At 61.0% G+C, this 15,403-nt stretch carries 13 protein-coding genes and 1 pseudogene; 4 read left to right on the forward strand and 10 right to left on the reverse strand.

Annotation, left to right across the window (positions count from 1 at the left end; all coding sequences use genetic code 11):
* Positions 1–3: 3 nt before the first annotated feature.
* The 4 genes and pseudogenes from FAZ95_RS36960 (at position 4) to FAZ95_RS36975 (ending at position 5,725) form a co-directional block, all read left to right on the forward strand.
* Positions 4–3,150 carry an error-prone DNA polymerase gene (locus tag FAZ95_RS36960; protein ID WP_137337251.1) on the forward strand — a complete coding sequence of 1,049 codons (3,147 nt, stop codon included), beginning with the start codon at positions 4–6 and terminating at the stop codon, positions 3,148–3,150.
* Positions 3,151–3,178: 28 nt separating this feature from the next.
* A complete protein-coding gene (locus FAZ95_RS36965; RefSeq protein WP_137337252.1) occupies positions 3,179–4,090 on the forward strand; it encodes a DUF72 domain-containing protein in 912 nt (303 codons plus the stop codon).
* Positions 4,090–5,254 (forward strand): annotated as a pseudogene (gene dinB / locus FAZ95_RS36970) (DNA polymerase IV). Before FAZ95_RS36965 ends, dinB begins: the two are co-directional and overlap by 1 nt.
* 177 nt (positions 5,255–5,431) lie before the next feature.
* Positions 5,432–5,725: a hypothetical protein gene (locus FAZ95_RS36975; RefSeq protein WP_254700186.1), complete on the forward strand. Its 294-nt coding sequence runs from the start codon at positions 5,432–5,434 to the stop codon at positions 5,723–5,725.
* A 232-nt stretch (positions 5,726–5,957) separates the two neighbouring features.
* On the opposite strand, the gene FAZ95_RS36980 is transcribed toward FAZ95_RS36975, so the two are convergent.
* The 10 genes from FAZ95_RS36980 to FAZ95_RS37025 all read right to left on the reverse strand — a co-directional run bounded on the left by FAZ95_RS36980 (position 5,958) and on the right by FAZ95_RS37025 (position 15,374).
* Positions 5,958–6,491, reverse strand: coding sequence for a hypothetical protein (locus tag FAZ95_RS36980; RefSeq protein ID WP_137337254.1), 534 nt, complete (start codon positions 6,489–6,491; stop codon positions 5,958–5,960).
* A gap of 73 nt (positions 6,492–6,564) precedes the next feature.
* A complete protein-coding gene (locus tag FAZ95_RS36985) occupies positions 6,565–6,867 on the reverse strand; it encodes a hypothetical protein (RefSeq protein WP_217497458.1) in 303 nt (100 codons plus the stop codon).
* A gap of 38 nt (positions 6,868–6,905) precedes the next feature.
* Positions 6,906–9,311, reverse strand: coding sequence for a S8 family peptidase (locus tag FAZ95_RS36990; RefSeq protein ID WP_175425868.1), 2,406 nt, complete (start codon positions 9,309–9,311; stop codon positions 6,906–6,908).
* Positions 9,312–9,525: 214 nt separating this feature from the next.
* Positions 9,526–10,500: an AAA family ATPase gene (locus FAZ95_RS36995; protein WP_137337256.1), complete on the reverse strand. Its 975-nt coding sequence runs from the start codon at positions 10,498–10,500 to the stop codon at positions 9,526–9,528.
* Positions 10,501–10,548: 48 nt separating this feature from the next.
* Positions 10,549–10,869, reverse strand: a complete 321-nt coding sequence (locus FAZ95_RS37000; protein WP_137337257.1) for a helix-turn-helix domain-containing protein — start codon at positions 10,867–10,869, stop codon at positions 10,549–10,551.
* A gap of 623 nt (positions 10,870–11,492) precedes the next feature.
* Positions 11,493–11,933: a hypothetical protein gene (locus tag FAZ95_RS37005; RefSeq protein WP_137337258.1), complete on the reverse strand. Its 441-nt coding sequence runs from the start codon at positions 11,931–11,933 to the stop codon at positions 11,493–11,495.
* A 379-nt stretch (positions 11,934–12,312) separates the two neighbouring features.
* Positions 12,313–12,879: a hypothetical protein gene (locus tag FAZ95_RS37010; protein ID WP_137337259.1), complete on the reverse strand. Its 567-nt coding sequence runs from the start codon at positions 12,877–12,879 to the stop codon at positions 12,313–12,315.
* An 80-nt stretch (positions 12,880–12,959) separates the two neighbouring features.
* Positions 12,960–13,439: a hypothetical protein gene (locus tag FAZ95_RS40420; RefSeq protein ID WP_254700188.1), complete on the reverse strand. Its 480-nt coding sequence runs from the start codon at positions 13,437–13,439 to the stop codon at positions 12,960–12,962.
* 457 nt (positions 13,440–13,896) lie between these two features.
* Positions 13,897–14,541, reverse strand: a complete 645-nt coding sequence (locus tag FAZ95_RS37020; protein WP_137337261.1) for a hypothetical protein — start codon at positions 14,539–14,541, stop codon at positions 13,897–13,899.
* Between the two features lie 119 nt (positions 14,542–14,660).
* Entirely contained in the window at positions 14,661–15,374 is a 714-nt protein-coding gene (locus tag FAZ95_RS37025) for an HNH endonuclease (RefSeq protein WP_137337262.1), read from the reverse strand.
* Positions 15,375–15,403 lie beyond the last annotated feature (29 nt).

The following is a 15,403-nucleotide window of genomic DNA, read 5'->3' on the forward strand; positions in this document are numbered from 1 at the left end:
TCGATGACGGCGCCGACTCTCGGTGCGCTGCCCGACTATGCGGAACTACAGTGCGCCTCGAATTTCTCGTTTCTGCATGGTGCATCGCATGCAGAGGACCTTGCCGCGCGTGCGGCGCAGTTAGGCTACGTGGCGCTCGCTGTTACCGACGAGTGTTCCCTTGCCGGCGTCGTGCGCGCGCACGTCGAGGCAAAGAAGGCGGGCATCCCGTTCATCGTTGGCTCCCACTTCCGGCTCACCAACGTTGACGCATCGACCGCGCTGTCATTCACGGCGCTGGCGATGACGCGCGAGGGCTACGGCAACCTCAGTGAGTTGATCACGCTCGGCCGCATGCGCGCAGAGAAAGGTAGCTACCGATTGGCGACGCGGGATCTAGACCACCCAGAGCGCCCGCACACGCATCTCAGGGGCCTGCCTGATTGCGTCACGATCCTCTCGCCGGAGTTTCCCGCCAACGAGGCGCGGCTCAGCACGCAGGTCGAGTGGTTCGCGCGTACATTCGGCGATCGCGCGTGGATCGCGCTAACGCTGCACGCTCGGGCGATGGACGACATCCACCGCGGCGTAGTCGAGCGGGTGGCCACGCGACATGGTGTTCCGATCGTCGCCACTGGCGCGCCGGTGATGCACGTGAGGTCACGCAAGCCGCTGCAAGACGTGTTGACCGCTATCCGGCTCGGCCGGCCGGTCACTGAGTGCGGATACGACCTCGCGCCCAATGCAGAGCAGCACCTCCGATCTCGCCTGCGTCTGGCGAATTTATATCCGGCGCATGCGCTTGCCGAGACCGTGAACATCGCGCGGCACTGTATCTTTTCGCTTGACGAGTTGCGCTACGAATACCCTGACGAGTTGGTGCCCGCGGGCTTTACGCCCGAGACCTATCTGCGGCAAGAGACGTACATCGGGGCAGCCCGGCGCTGGCCAGCGGGTGTTCCGCACAAGGTGCAGCAGCAGATCGAACACGAGCTCGCGCTGATCCAAGCGCTGCGGTATGAGCCATATTTCCTCACGGTGTACGACATCGTGCGCTTCGCGCGCAACGAGGGCATCCTTTGCCAAGGACGCGGCTCAGCGGCCAATTCGGCCGTCTGTTTTTGCCTCGGCGTAACCGAGGTCGATCCGGCACGCTCGTCGATGTTGTTCGAGCGGTTCATCAGCAAGGAACGCGGTGAGCCGCCAGACATCGACGTGGACTTTGAGCACCAGCGCCGCGAAGAAGTGGTCCAATACATCTATCGAAAGTATGGCCGTGACCGCGCGGCGCTGACGGCTGCCGTGACCACCTACCGGCCGCGCAGCGCGCTTCGCGAGTCAGGCAAGGCGCTCGGCGTTGATCTTGCAATCATCGATCGCGTCGCGAAGGCACATCACTGGTTCGATTCGAGCCGTGATCTGCTCGAGCGCTTCGGGGAAGCGGGTCTTGATATCGAAGCCCCTCTCATTCGACAGTGGGCGCACTTTGCCGCCCTGCTGCTCGGCTTTCCGAGGCATCTGTCACAGCACAGTGGCGGGTTTGTCATCAGCCGGGGAAAGCTATCGCGCCTGGTACCCATCGAAAACGCAGCGATGGCTGAGCGCTCCATCATTCAATGGGACAAGGACGATATCGAGGCACTCGGGCTGTTGAAGATCGACATTCTCGCCCTTGGCATGCTCTCGGCGATTCGGCGGGCGCTCGATCTGATTTCGGAAAAGCGTGGCGAGGTTTTTGAACTTCAGGATATTCCAGCGGAAGACCCTGCAACGTACGAGATGATCTGCCGCGCTGATACGGTTGGCGTCTTCCAGATCGAGTCGCGTGCGCAGATGAGCATGCTGCCGCGACTGCGGCCGCGCTGCTTTTACGATCTCGTGATCGAGGTGGCAATCGTGCGTCCGGGCCCGGTTCAAGGTGGCATGGTGCATCCGTATTTGCGTCGACGACAGGGTATCGAGCCTGTCAGCTACCCGAGTCCGCAGATGGAGCAAGCGCTGTCGAGAACGCTCGGCGTGCCCATTTTTCAGGAACAGGTCATGCAGGTCGCGATGCTCGCGGCGGGCTTTTCCGCCGGCGAGGCCGACCAGTTGCGTCGCGCGATGGCTGCGTGGCGCCGTAAGGGAGGCTTGGAAGCCTATCACGAGCGTATCGTCTCCGGAATGCTTGAGCGTGGGTACGACCGCGCGTTCGCCGAGGCGATCTTCGCGCAGATCCAGGGATTTGGTGAGTACGGCTTTCCAGAGAGTCACGCAGCGAGTTTCGCCCTGCTGGTGTATGCGAGCGCATGGCTTAAGCGCCACGAGCCCACGGCGTTTGCGTGCGCGATGCTGAACAGCCAGCCGATGGGTTTCTACTCGCCTTCGCAACTCGTGCAGGATGCAAAACGGCACGGCGTGCGGATTCTGCCGGTCGACGTCACCGTTAGCAATTGGGATACGACGATCGAGGGCGACGGTACGGATTCCCCTCTCCGGCTGGGTCTATCGCTTATTCGTGGGCTGAAGGAGGACGCGGCCGCGCGTATCGAATGCGCGCGGGCCGTGCGAGCCTTTCGCGACGTACACGATTTGGCGCGCCGCGCGCAGCTCGATCGCAAGGATCTGCAGGCGCTGGCTGCGGCGAACGCGTTGCGCCAGCTCGCCGGCGAACGGCGCGCGGCATTGTGGCAGGCGGTTGCCGCCGTGCCTGATCGCGACTTACTACGCGGTGCCGTCGATGATGACGCAACGCCGGATCTCCCGGCCATGACAGAGGGCCAGGAGATCGTGAGCGATTATCGCTCGCTAGGTCTCACGCTCGGCCGCCATCCTCTCGCGCTACTGCGCCCTCGCCTCGAGAAAATGCGACTCATCTCATCGGAGGCGCTCATGCGCTATCGTAACGGGCAGCTGGCAAGGGCGTGTGGGATCGTCACCGTGAGGCAACGACCCGGGACCGCGAAGGGGGTGATGTTTATGACCCTCGAGGACGAAACAGGCGTGATCAATATCATCGTCTGGGAGTCGGTACTGGAAAAGTTTCGGCGCGAAGCATTGGGCTCGTCGCTGCTCGCCGTGTACGGCGTGTGGCAACGAGAAGGCGAGGTTCGTCACCTGGTTGCTCGTCGGCTCGTTGATGTCACTCGCCTGCTGGGTGACTTGCCCACAGTCGGACGGAACTTCCGCTGATCCATAACGAACGCATCGGAGGCGCAACATGAACATTCGTGTAGGCACGGCGTCGTGGACGGACCCGACACTGATCGCCAGCAAGCGCTTTTATCCGCCGGGCTGCACGAGCGCGGAGGCGCGCCTGCGCTTCTATGCGACCCAGTTTCCGATTGTCGAGGTCGACTCCAGCTACTACGCGATGCCGAGCGGACAAAACTCCGTGTTGTGGGCTCAGCGTACGCCCTCCGACTTTGTGTTCAACATCAAGGCGTTTCGGCTATTTACGGGACATCAGACCGAACGCGCGAAGCTGCCAAAAGACATTCAGGCTGCGCTACCGCCCAGCGACAAGAAGAACCTGTACTACAAAGACACGCCGGACGAGGTTGTCGAAGAACTATGGCGTCGATATCGGGAAGCGATCGAGCCGCTACACGAGGCGGGAAAGCTCGGCGCCGTGCATTTTCAGTTCGCACCTTGGATCGTGAACAATCCCGACGGCCGTGCTCATGTGGAGCGCTGTGCCGACGCGATGGCAGGCTTTACGCTGGCCACGGAGTTTCGGCATCGCTCGTGGTTCACGGAAAAATCTACGGCGTCGACGCTCGCGTTAGAGCGCGAGCATGGCTTAATCAACGTGATCGTCGACGAGCCGCAGGGGCCGACAAACAGCATTCCCGCGGTGTGGGAAGTCACGAACGAGGCGCTCGCTGTGATTCGTCTGCACGGGCGAAATCACGCGACCTGGAACGTGAAAGATGCGAAATCAGCGAGCGACCGGTTCAATTACGATTACGGTGACGACGAACTTGGCGAGCTGGCCGAGAGGATTCGCGCGATCGCCGCGCACGTTGCGCGAACGCACGTGATTTTCAACAACAACTATGAGGACCAGGGACAACGCAACGCGCGCACGCTGATTGGGCTCCTCGGTGGTTCGGTTGTAAAGACGACGTGATGAGTGATCGGCCGCGGCGGATTGCCCACCTCGATATGGACGCGTTTTACGCATCCGTCGAGTTGTTGCGCTATCCCGAGCTGCGCGGACAGCCTATCGTGATCGGCGGCGGCCGCAACGCGATGCCGGAGACCTTGCCTGACGGGACGCGCCGGTTTGCGCGACTTCGCGACTATGTCGGCCGCGGTGTCGTCACAACCTCCACCTATGAAGCACGCGCGCTTGGCGTTTTCTCCGCGATGGGCATGATGAAGGCCGCGCAACTCGCGCCGGACGCCATCCTGCTACCCACAGACTTCGATTCCTACCGACACTATTCCCGGCTGTTCAAGGACGCGGTGCGCACGTTCACAGACCAGATCGAGGACCGCGGCATCGACGAGATCTACATCGATCTCACAGACGTCGGTGGCGAATCCCGCGAGATTGGCAGCCAGATCAAGGCGGCAGTGCGGGCGGCGACAGGACTTACCTGCTCCATCGCGGTCGCGCCGAACAAGTTGCTGGCGAAGATCGGGTCCGAACTCGACAAACCAGACGGACTGACGATTCTGACGATGGACGACCTGGCATCACGTATCTGGCCACTGGCCGCGAAAAAGGTGAACGGCATCGGGCCACGGGCCACGGGCCAGCGAGCGCTTGGCCGGCATCGGCATCCACACGGTCGGTGAGCTCGCAGCGGCGGACCTGGGACTGTTGCAGGAGCACTTCGGGCGCACGTACGCAGCGTGGCTAACAAGGATTGCCAGAGGCCTCGACGAGCGCACAGTCGTGGTCTCGTCCGAGCCGAAGTCGATGAGCCGCGAAACCACCTTCGAGCGCGACATGCATGTGCGCACGGACCGCGCTATCCTCACGCCAACACTGACGTCGCTTTGCGAGCGCGTCGCGGGTGACCTTATGCGCAAGGGCTATAGTGGACGCACGGTCGGAGTGAAGATCAAGTTTGCGGACTTCAAGGTCGTGACGCGTGACCTATCGTTACCGGAAGCAGTGATGGACTCCGCGGCAATTCGGCGTGCCGTGGGCGAATGCTTGAAGCGCGTGCTTCTCGACCGTCGAATCCGGCTGATCGGTGTGCGCGTCAGCGCCCTCGAACGTCGCGACGTAACAGAATCATCCAGGACGCCGATTCAGGGTATGTTGCCGTTCGAGTGCTAACTTAGCGAGTATATTGGGTTCAGACAATCACGCGGTGGTTGATGAAGACCAGGGGCAACGAAACACTCGCCCTCCAGCATCGATGCTGAACGCTCACGCACCTCGTGGCATGAACGTGTAAGACGAAGCGCGATGCACCTAGCCAAGCCCGCAGCTCCACGGAACACGGAGGTCAACGTGACGCCTCTCGACTTTCAATCAAACCTCGCCATGCTGTTGCGCGACCTTCCGCGTGGCATGACGGCAGACTTGGACGACGGCGTCGTCGCCTATTGGGATGGCCACAAACTCGTGTTTGCCTTCCTACGCGATAACGGAAGTGGTTTGATCGAAGAGGAGTTCGACCTCGCTGACTTTCTGTGGTCGGAATGGGCAGCGTCATGCGCGGCATGGCTGGCCGCGCCGCATTTCAGCGTCCGCGATGAAGTCTCATTGTGGCTGAAGGATGCACCACCGCACGATGCGGGCTGATGCAATCTCCGTCTATTTCGATAGCGAGCGGTTATAACTTGCCATTTGGTGTGCGCGGCCTGAGTTTCTGAATCAGCGTCGACGTCAGCCACACCGCGATCAGCGCAACGACAAAGCTCAGGAACAGCATTGTGCTGGTCACAATGCGTCCCTGGCCGCGGATACCGATCGCACTGAGCGCCGTCGTTACTGGTCCGGGGTAGTGACAGAATTAATGCGGTCTACGCGTTTGCTAGCCATCGAAGGTGTCCTTCCACGCGATGCCAGTTCCAATCAAGTGCAATCGCTGCCAAAAATCCGCTATCGCTTCGACCTGCGTGCTGACATCAAAGCTGTCGAAACCGTCAAAGGGATTACCTTTGTTATCGGACGGGTACCGGAATCTTTGATCATGCGTTCTATGAAACTGCTCAACTGTCTCAGGAAACATATCGTCCGTTAGAAACACCTGTTCCGGAAAGGGAAACGCAAAATGATAGTCGCGAGACGGATACAAGGACTTATATTGTTGAAATAACGTCGCTAGCCGATGTGTACCCCGTGGGACGCTGCCCGTGCTTCGACCGATCGCCCCCTTCAGGAACAGCTCAAGAGCGTGTCGACAAAGATGAAGAATCACTCGCACGTTTGCGTGATGCTGGCCGAAGCCGTCCGCGGCCATCGATTCCGCCAGAACTTTGGCGGCGTCAGCGTAGGCCGACGCTAGCCACAGCATTTGGCTTGCCTCAGACTTACCGGGTAGGTCAGGTTCAATGTTCACGCTCATATCAGATCGCCTTGCCCGTAGTCCAGGCCCTTCGGTCACCAACGATATCTGTGGTCACGGCCGCAAGGACACGTCAACGTATCGGCTTGCCAACTGACGCGACCGAGACTTCCACCTCCTTTGCCTCAACATGCGTTGCAATCTCCGAGTACAGATCGACCGCGTGCCCGGGAGCCGACGGCGAGATAGCGAGTGCATATCGCGCTTTGTCGGTGATGCGCTTTTGTCCCGCGCGCGACTTCCACCATCCATCTATTGGATAGACAGCGATGGAGTCGTGACCAGCAAGGTCGATCGCTCTTCCGCGCCATAGGTCGCAATGCAGAGAGCCCGCTTGGATCGCCTTGGGGGCGTTCGAGAGTGTCACGGACGCCATGCAATTGCTCCTTGGTGGCAGTTCAACAGGCAATCCCACTACACGGGCTGGATGCCAATAGCCGGCATTATGCGAGCACGGATTTCCTGATAGACAGCGATTCCTGAGCCCACGCCAACCTCGAGCGAGACGCACAGGGCAAACTTCACCTTGCCGGCCAGCTCGCCAGCGTCTGCAGCACAGTTCACCTTGCAGACGAACCGGTCGCCATCGACAAATGCCACGGCGTCTTCGCCTTCCAGAATCTCGTGCTGTACCGTGCCGCGCATAACTGTCTGTTCGTGGGCGCTATTGAGGCGTTTGATGCGCAACTGCTCCTGCGGCGGTGTTACCCATAGCTTGGCACGGCGATAGCTTTGATGCGCAAAGTTGATCGGAGACATCCAGGCCAGAGTGAGCGTCAACCGCCGCCATGCCCTTTTCCCAGCAAGGCTGGGTGGCAGCGGCGCAGAGAAGACAAACGCTTCGTCGGCGCCCAATTCACCGACACCAAGCAGCGTCGCTCGTTCAGCCGTGCAGGTCACGGCTCGATCCACATCGACCACGCCATACCCGAGCCAACGGGTGACGAAGTCTTTCTCGGCTATCCGCCTCGCACTTGCATTCTGATTTTGCTGGAAGTCCGGGCGTTGGGCGAGGAGGCGGTTTGACCATTCGCCCCATTGCGCACCATGTACCAGCAAGGCCTTGAGTAAGACCGCATCGTACTTGGCGGCTGGCGCATCGGTGACTTGCACGCGCAGCGATTCGATCACGTCGTACGCGTGCGCCGCAGCGCGGCTGGCCAGCGCCGCGGCGTTGCTGGTACCGCGACTATAGGCTGTCTCGTTGAGAGTTTGCCCGGGTAGTGGCGGTACGGCTGCACGATGACCAGGTGCGGTGCTAGCCGTAATCGCATCGAGCACGCTTACAGGCGCACCCGCCACCATACGTTCTCGATGAAGCACGCGGCCGCCGGGCATCAGGATGTCGGGTTTGACCGAACGTCGATAGCCGTGACCCACACGAGACAGCGGGCTAATCCCTCCGAGGGCGAACAAATCGAAGCGGCCTGGGACCACAGGAGGCTGCGCGTGATCTGCATGCAGGGCGCCGACAGTCAGCACATTCATGGCCTCCGCCGGCGCGATGAGTCGGCGGTCCATACTCTCGGCGGTCAGCGCCGTGAAGGCCAAGCCCGCACGGTCATCCGGCGTCATGCCGGGCAAGGTGTTGCTAGGAGTTTGCAGTGCAAGTGGGCGCACGTCATTGCCGGCGCTGACAATGAACAGTAGGGAATACCGAAAAGCGAGCCAATCGAGCAGGCGCGCCCAAGGAGATATCTCGCGCACAAACAATCGAGTGTCGTCGCCGACGGAAAGATTGACGATCCTTACCGTCGGTGCCACTGCTTCCTGGCCAGCTTCCCCTTCGCAAATCCGTCTGACCGCACGATGGATCAGATCGATCAGCAGTTCATCGTCCGGCGTGTGCTCGCGACGGCGCGGGTTGAAGGTGTCCAGAGGGTCCGGCCGCAGAATAGGACGGACATACAGTTTCCGATCCAGCGGCGCGAGAGCTCCATCCAGCTCACCGTGCAGGATCAATGATGCCATCGACGTGCCATGCACGCGGTCCTTGGCTTCGTATTCGGCCTCCCAGCCATCCGGATCATCGACCATAAGGCGGCCTGCCAACAAGGCGTGATTGCTGAGTGGCAAGCCATCCAACAGAGCGATCAACGGAGCCTTGTCTGCCCCGGCCGGGATCTCTGCCTGCTTGATGAGTTGAGCCTCGCTCACACCGTCGGTGACCGACTGCGCCTTAGGCCGGAAGAACATGATGCGGTCCGATAGCACAAGTTCCGGTGTCTCTCCCGCCAGGATGGTCGAAACAGCTGCCGCAGGCAGCTCAACCAGAAACCCGTGGTAAGCAATTTCGGGGATCAACGCACGGCTTAGAACACGACCATTCAGCCGCTGGACCAGCGCCTCTACCTCGACGCTCGCTGTCTCATTTTTCTGCGGTACGCTGAAGTGCCAGGCTTCAATCTCGAACCGTATTGCAGCCATGCCATTGTCGATGCCATCCTGCCAGTAACGTCGCATATCGGCATCGACGCGATCGGCGACGCTCCAATGACGAATGGTGCGCAACTGCTCAAAGGCGTGCTTGAATGGTGCCAAGCCTCGCGCGAACGGCTCATCGGGATTCTGCTGGTAGCGATTCCACAGCGCCAACAGTTGGGTCAGCGCTTCCTGATTGGTTCCGAGCAGGAAAAGACGTCCGGCGTAAGGCTTATGTTGTTGCTCCCTGCTTTCGGCATAGAAATCTTCGTCGGCTTCGATCTGCTCCTCGGCCCATTCGAGCAGCCAATCGAGGCCAGGTATCTTGCTGACGGCATTGGCAAAGTTCTGTACCGTGCCTGCAACTTCCAGCACGAGGACCAGCTCGGGGTTCTCCATCGGCGCGGCGTGCTGCAGCCTGAGGCGCTTCGCGTCGAAGGCTTGTTGCAGTACTGCCAGTTGTGGCGCTATCCGCACTCTCTGACGTCCAATTCCAGGGAAGTGAACTGAACTACCACCCCCACCTAGCGAGTTCCGACCAGCTTCAGTTGGCGCGGAGAAAAAAAGAAGTGGATAATTTTCATTCGCCATAAGTGAGCGTTGCCCGTTCTTGTTATTGGTCGATCGTGAATCGCGTCTGCCACTGTTTGAGGCGTTCAACAATGATGCGTTTAAGATTGGCAGCAGGAAGCGCCAGAACGTAGCGGCGCTGTATGTCTTCGCAGAACTGCTCCAGGTCGGAGAAGCTTGACGCCTTGAGCTTCGAGGCCAAGGTCTTCGGCGTTATGCCGAGCGGGGCGTCCAGTCGCTTTTGCAGACGCACGAACCATTCTTCTTTTTGCGCCACGGTGGGCTCCGGCAGCGCGAGGCGCAACTGGAAACGGCGCCACACCGCACGATCCAGCAGTTCAGCGTGGTTCGTTGCGGTCACCACGACGACATGGCTGGGCAGTGCATCGATCTGGAGCAGTAGAGAGCTGACAACGCGCTTGATCTCGCCGGTTTCGTGCGTATCCCCTCGCTCCTTGCCAAGGGTATCGAACTCGTCGAAGAACAGCACACACTGGTGCGTGCGCACGAAGTCAAAGAGCCGCTTCAAGCGGCCGCTAGTCTCGCCAAGGAAGCTGCCGATCACTGCCTCGTAGCGCACGACGAACAACGGCACCATCAGTTCGGCGGCAAGCGCTTCAGCCAACGAAGTCTTGCCGTTACCCGGCGCGCCAGACAACAGTACTCGATGCCGAGGCTCTACTCCGTAGGAGCGCAGCAAGTCCTTGCGATGCTGCTCCTCGACCAGCTCGCGACATGCAGTGAGTACGGTTTCATTGAGCAATAGCGAATCCAAGGTTCTCCTTGGGTCAACTTCGTACAGCAGGCCGCCGTGTCCGCCATCGAAGGAGCGCACAACCTCGACCGAGCGTGGGCTCGACTTGGCCGATCCCAGGTTCTGGACCAGCCTGTCGGCCAGTTGATGGTGATGCTTGGCGCGCTCTTCAGCCGCCATGGCTTCGACGGTCGTGCGCAGCAGTTGCTGGTCGCCCTGGCTTCCTGCCTTGACTAGGCTTACGAGTAGGTCTGCTCGCGACATATGCTTACCTTGCCCAATATCAGTTTCATGTGTGTACTACGGGTCCGTCTAAGCTGCAACAGTGATGGAAGCGCGGCTGGTCTTCCTTGCAGGCCTGACGACAATCTCAACATGCTGACCGAGCGATACCAGCGCTTGCATCAGGCGTTCGAGCGAAATGTTCTGCAGCTTATAACGACGAACCTGCGATATCTTCGGTTGCGTCATCCCAGTAATTTCGGCGACTTGCATCTGGCTGAGGCCGCGTTCTTCAATCAACGCGTTCAACTTAATAGCAAGGATGGTCTTTGCCGACAGATCCCCCGCATCGTTAAAACCGGGGGTAGTTAGCACATTGTCTGTGCCGCCGTGCGTCTCTATGCGTTGCATCGTCATCTCCCGCCTAGTCGTACCGCGCCGTCAACGACATTTTTTGCTCCCGTGTTTCGGGGGAGAGCTAGCGGCATTTGCCCGGATTATATCCGTTCATATATAAAAGGCAACCGACAACAGGAGCAGCGCCCGTGGTCTAACGTCACAAGGGGCCTGGTAAGGGAGCACTGCTTTGCAAAACCACGCGCTCTTGTCTGGCCTATGACACGCCCGCTCCAGTGGGTTGTGCGCCTGTTTGTCGATAGTCGGGGCTCCAGAAGCACGCGCGGCGGTGGATTCGAACGCGCGAACACGGCATCCGCCTAGATAGTCGGCTGTCCGGCGGTGCCGCTCATCACGAGCCGCCATAGTTCGCAAACCGCCAGATCGTCCGTGAACGTGCGTTCGAATCCACCGCCGCGCGATCGGCAAAGGTGCCGGCACCGAGGCTCTCGTCGAGGCGCGCGCCCCAGCCTTGATTTGCAAAGAGCGTTTCGAAGGTGGCCGCCACATACCGGAGAAGGCAGCGGATCCGCTACCGCGCGCGCGACGCGGTACGCCCTTGCCTTCCGGCAGTTTCGCATGCGAAAAATCCGCCTTTCCGTCCACCGCCCAATCGCTACACCTGATAACTGCCCTAATCACGAGCGGTGATTTGGATTGCCCGATCGCTTGTCGCTCTGTGAAGCGGCGAGCGAGCGCAGGTACTGGTCGTTGTCGATCTGAAGATGCCGGTTTTGCTCGCGCAATTGCTCGACCTTGCGGCGCAGGCTGTCGGCTTCGGCTGTCGCCTGCTGGCGTATGGCATCGTTCTGCGCATCGAGGAATCGCTCGGTACCCTCCAGGCGCTTCGCCGTCTGGGCGAGAGCCTCGGCGCCGGCAGCCGAGGCTGCGATCGTGCGCTGGAGTTCGTCAACCAGCGTCGTAACTCGTGTCTCGGCCATCACCGCACGCGCCTCGGTCTGGCCCAACTCGCGCCGAAGCCGCCCGTTCTCTTTCTCGAGGCGCCGTACGCGCGTACGCGCCTCGTCGAGCGAGGTCTGCACGCGCTGTAGATGAAGTTCGTGTTCGGTAGCGGGCAAGCTTGTCCTGGCCGGAGTTCTTTCCGGCATTGACTGGCGCAGCTGCGCCAGTCTGCAGCAGCGCCACCGCTTCACGCACCGCGGGCTCGACCGCGCGACGCAGGGTGCGCGCATCGAGCGCAAGCCCATACGCACCGGCCGCACCGGCGACGAGGATTGTTGTCCCGCGGAAAATCGCGATCGCCCTGCTCGATGCCGGTCATGATGAGCCGCAGCTCGGCATCCGGCCATTCCAGTTTCTTGCGCCCCACGGCCTACTCCAGATCGGCGCCACTGGCATCGAAGGTCGGGGGCGCGTAGGCCGCCTCGAGCAGTCCTTCATAGATCAGCGAAGTCATATGCATGTTTCGTTCCTCTAAGAACTGGCGATGGTCACACGTCAGTGAGAATGAAAAGTCGCCGACGCGTCGAGAGTGGTCGATTCTCCCAGTAGCTCACGCAACTCGCGCTCAAGCGCCTCCAGCGGCTTGTGGACTTCGCCGACCCGGTCGAAATGAAGCGCGGCGCGCTCCGCCAGCGGCGTATTGAGCACTTCAATGTGGTACTGCCATGAGCCGGCGATTGACGCGAGTTCGCCGAGTAGTGCGTCGCAGCGCCGTACCAGCTCAGCGGGCAGGTCCATCCGGTGCTTCTCGAGGGCGTCCTTGCAGACCCCTGCACATGTCCTAAGTTCGTCGAGGTCCCGATGCACGGCGGTCGGACTCGTGTCCGCAAATGACGTTGTCGCGTCGAGCGCAGCGATATAGAGGGCGCGCAGCGCAATGTAACAGGTCGACACGGCATCGAAACGGCGCTGCATACGCAACGCCGCAGCCGTTTGATGCTCGGCGACCTCGCGCGCCAGCCCCGCCTTGACGCGCTCGAGTGCGGCGTCGCTGTCACGCTTGAGGTTGCTTTTCCACGTCTCGAGTTCGCGCTCGTACTCGGCGCGAATCGACGCGCGCATGCGCTCGCTAATCCAGGTGCGTAACGCAAAGGTGACTAGGCCGGATGCGCCGACCGAGGTACCGATGATGACCAATATGTTCATTCTGGCTCGCCTGCGTCGGAGAGTTGGCCGGTCTTCAGGAGCGTGGCCGAGCGGCGATCGAGGTCGTTCGGAAACAGCCGCATGCGGCACCAATGCCATACGTTCGGCCACCGACTGAAGATCAGTCTGTCGAGAAAATATGCGCCGAATTCGGCGTGCGCCGCACAATACGCCCAGCCGTGCAGCGCGCGTCCCGCATAGTAGTCGAGCATCGCGAACAGATGCGGGTGTTCCTCGTCAAAGGCCTGGCCAGGCTTCTCCCCCGTGCGCAATGCTTGCGCGCGACGCTTTTCGCGCTCGCGAAACACACGGTCATGCTGCTCGAAAGAGGCCAGTGCCTGCTCGAACGCGCGATGTGTCATTTGACACTGGAACAAGTGGCTATAAAGGCGCGGGTCGATGTCGGCTAGCTGCCCGATCATTGGCGTATAGAGCGCTGTCACCTCGGGCCGCTGCTCGACCAGTTGCCGACACATCGCAAGGTTTCGCTCCGTCCCCTCTGTGAGAGCCCACTTGTCGAGGTATCTCGATAGGCCTAATTGGGCGGCCGTGAGCTGCTGCACTTCCGGCAATACCATCGATGCCGCTATACGCCGCTCGCGTCTCGCGGCCATCCAGGCAACGATTAATGCCGCTAACACAGCAAAGAGGCCACCGAACATAGCGCCGACCAACGTCTGCCAGTGATCGATCACATCAAGCAGACTTTCGGGTGCTGCGGTCGCCACTACGGGTGAGCAAACCTGTGCCGCTGTCGCGGTTAGCTGGTACACGAGGCTGCTCATTGGTGCTCCGCTCGGCCGACCGCTTCGCGTGGGCGCTGCGTCGCAAGATCCGCCAGCAACTCGACCCACCCGTGCGTCAGTGTCGGATCAACGGTCAGGAAAAGCGGCTGCTCGGCCCATCTGCTCACCGTGTTCACGTTGCCCCCGTTCAAAGACCGGTCTTCAATTCTTCGATCGTGTTTTGCAAGCCCATGATCGCAAACCGCTCCCGACAAATGAGCCAGAAGCATTCGAGCGTGCACACACCTGTCTGCGCGGCGGTCTTGAGCGTGGCGATCACGGGCAACAGATCGTCATTCAGATACTTCGTGCGCAGCTCAAGTCGACCGTCTTCCCGTTTCGCCAGCTCGAGGCGCCCGAAGATGCCGGTTTCGTTCGGATGCGCGCCCATATCGATCGATAACTCGTACAGGTGCTCGGCCCGCGCACCGATTGCCTGGTTCAAGGCACGTACGCCGGTGAGCAGATCTCGGGTCTGGAAGGCATTGCGCACGGCGCGCCGCTGCTTTAGCCCCTCGCCGCGACGTGCCCATACCTCGAACAGTTCTGGCTTGCGATGGAAATGCACCGCGTAGAGTGCACCCTCCAGGCACCGGCGCAGCAAGGGATAGGCCTCGCAGGTGCGCGTCTGCAACGCGAGTTCCGCGGCGGCACGAAAGGCCGCATGGGCGTTCACCAGCATCAGCGGCTCGCCAAAGTGCTCGGGCGTGGCGTTCATCAGGCCAATCGCATCGAGAAACGCTCGGTCGATGGCGCGCAGCTTTTCGAACCACGGCCGCGTCGCCTGCTGCACAAAGCTCCCGTAACCGTTGTGCGCGGCCTGGCGGAAAAAGTCCGTCAGGGCATCGGCGCCCCAGCCTAGCGGCGCAGCCGGTAACGCGGCGGGAGCGATGGGATTAGCCATGAGCACAATCAGGGCGCTGGATCGACCGGCGCGGGATTCGATAGCCCAAACACGGCATCGGCTCTCACGTGTGGCTGACCGGGTACGCCGCCCAAGATCGCACCGTAGATAGAAAACCGCCAAATCGTGCGCGACGGTGCGTTTGGATCCTGAGCGGCGCGGTAAGTGACGGTGCCCGCGCCAAGTGTGACGTCGAGCCGCCGACCCCAGCGCGGATTCGCAAACAGCGTCTCGAAGCTCGCCGCGCCGGCGGGACTGAAGAACTCGGCGCGTACTTGATTCGGCGGCGCAAGATCGGCCTGCCAGTGATGCCAGGCGAGTCCGATCATGATGTATTCGCACAGCCGTGTCATGAGCGCGCTGTCGAGCGGCAGCATGATGTTCTGCGCCCAGCGCGGCGCATAGTCGCCGCGCCGCTGGCGAGCCCATGCCTCGCTGAGCTGGCGGTGCAGTGGCGGGTTCTTTTCGAGCCGGGGCGGCACAAGTTCAACGAGCGTGCGGCTAGCTGCGGCGTGCCGTGCGCCGAAAGGCAAGACCGTGAGCAGGTGATGCTCCAGCCGCGACTTTTCGTTATTGCACTTCGTGCAGGCCGGAACCTTTGGCAGGTCCGCGCGCTCGGAAGGCAGATAGAACCCTCGCGCGATCACATGATCTCCCGTCTCGGACGCGCCGTCTCGCCCGCAGTAAACACACCGCTTGCCCTTGAAACGCTTGCTGGCCATGTTTTTGGCTCCGTTCCGGTGGAAGCAAA

Source organism: Trinickia violacea (assembly GCF_005280735.1).
GTDB lineage: Bacteria > Pseudomonadota > Gammaproteobacteria > Burkholderiales > Burkholderiaceae > Trinickia_A > Trinickia_A violacea.